Raw genomic sequence first — 1,138 nt, forward strand, 5'->3', positions numbered from 1 at the left:
GACTGGTGATTGGTGATTGGTGACTGGTGACTGGTGACTGGTGACTGGTGATTGGGAATAATATTAACCATTACCCAATTCCCAATTCCCCATTACCCATTCCCAATTCCCCATTACCCATTCCCAATTCCCAATTCCCAATTCCCCATTCCCAATTCCCCATTCCCAATTCCCAATTTGTCAATTTCAGAGATTTTTGGTACATAAAAATTAAGTAACCTACATGGTTCGCTTTTATCCCTCATCGGACACCCAGCATAGTGAGTGCTAAACGTCTACCAGAAACTACCGCCCATGTCAGAATCACCCGTCAATCTTGGCAACATGGCTTTCTTGAAGGTGATGTCAGCGCCGGCGATTTTGAATGGCATTTTCAATGGCATTTCCGTCGGGGAGAACTATCTGTCAAACCTTCCCAGGGTCGCGCTTTAATTAAAGAACCTCTCGGCCGCTTTTTGGAAAAACAAGATTACCAATTAGAACCAGGAGGCGATTATGCTTTTACTATTCGGGCAGAATTGTAAATAGAAGGAGTCAAGAGTCAGGAGTCAGTTGTCAGTAGAACTGCTGGAAGTTAATCGGTTAAGGTAGCGTTCAATTAACAGGATGGCTACAATATCATCTATTGGTCGTGGTGGCTGTCGCAAACCTTTTGGTAAAAGTTTGGTGAGTCCTGTAGGTGGGAACATCTGCCAATAGCGATCGCGTGCTTCTAGAGTTGTATAACGCTCATCCACTAACACAATATTTACAGAGGGAATTAATTCCTGATTCAGTTGCTGTTTCCACTTTTTCGCCGTGGTTTGATCCCCCATGACAATTAAAGAAACAGGGTATTTTTGCCGTAGTGAAGAAATTTGTGCGATCGCCTCAACCGCAGGTACAACTTGATGAAAATACAACTGCCGATCCAATCCCATCACAGCTACACCACATTTATCTCGACCAGGATCAAAGCCTAAAATTGCAGGGTGTGTGTTAGTCATAGGGAATAGGGAATAGGGAAGTGGAAAATTGCACATTGAGATAATAAATGATAAGCAGGGTTTTCTTGTTTTAATTCTACTGTTAAACCTGTAGAGGTTTGCATAGAATTATCTATTAAAGATGCACCGTTAAAACCGAAAGCTTGAGTAAA

General features: G+C 42.4%; 2 protein-coding genes. One reads left to right on the plus strand and one right to left on the minus strand.

Annotated elements, in window-relative coordinates:
- Positions 1-260: 260 nt before the first annotated feature.
- Positions 261-524 (plus strand): DUF3146 family protein, encoded by a 264-nt coding sequence (locus FFR48_RS27965; protein ID WP_096566311.1) that lies wholly within the window; start codon positions 261-263, stop codon positions 522-524.
- 24 nt (positions 525-548) lie between these two features.
- On the opposite strand, the gene FFR48_RS27970 is transcribed toward FFR48_RS27965, so the two are convergent.
- Positions 549-986: a pre-16S rRNA-processing nuclease YqgF gene (locus FFR48_RS27970; RefSeq protein ID WP_137669584.1), complete on the minus strand. Its 438-nt coding sequence runs from the start codon at positions 984-986 to the stop codon at positions 549-551.
- Between the last annotated feature and the right edge of the window lie 152 nt (positions 987-1,138).

The organism is Sphaerospermopsis reniformis (genome assembly GCF_005402885.1).
GTDB classification, from domain to species: Bacteria; Cyanobacteriota; Cyanobacteriia; order Cyanobacteriales; family Nostocaceae; genus Sphaerospermopsis; species Sphaerospermopsis kisseleviana.

Bases quoted from the DNA above. Each gene is read 5' to 3' on its own strand.
- FFR48_RS27970 (WP_137669584.1), bottom strand. From the start codon at position 986: ATGACTAACACACACCCTGCAATTTTAGGCTTTGATCCTGGTCGAGAT.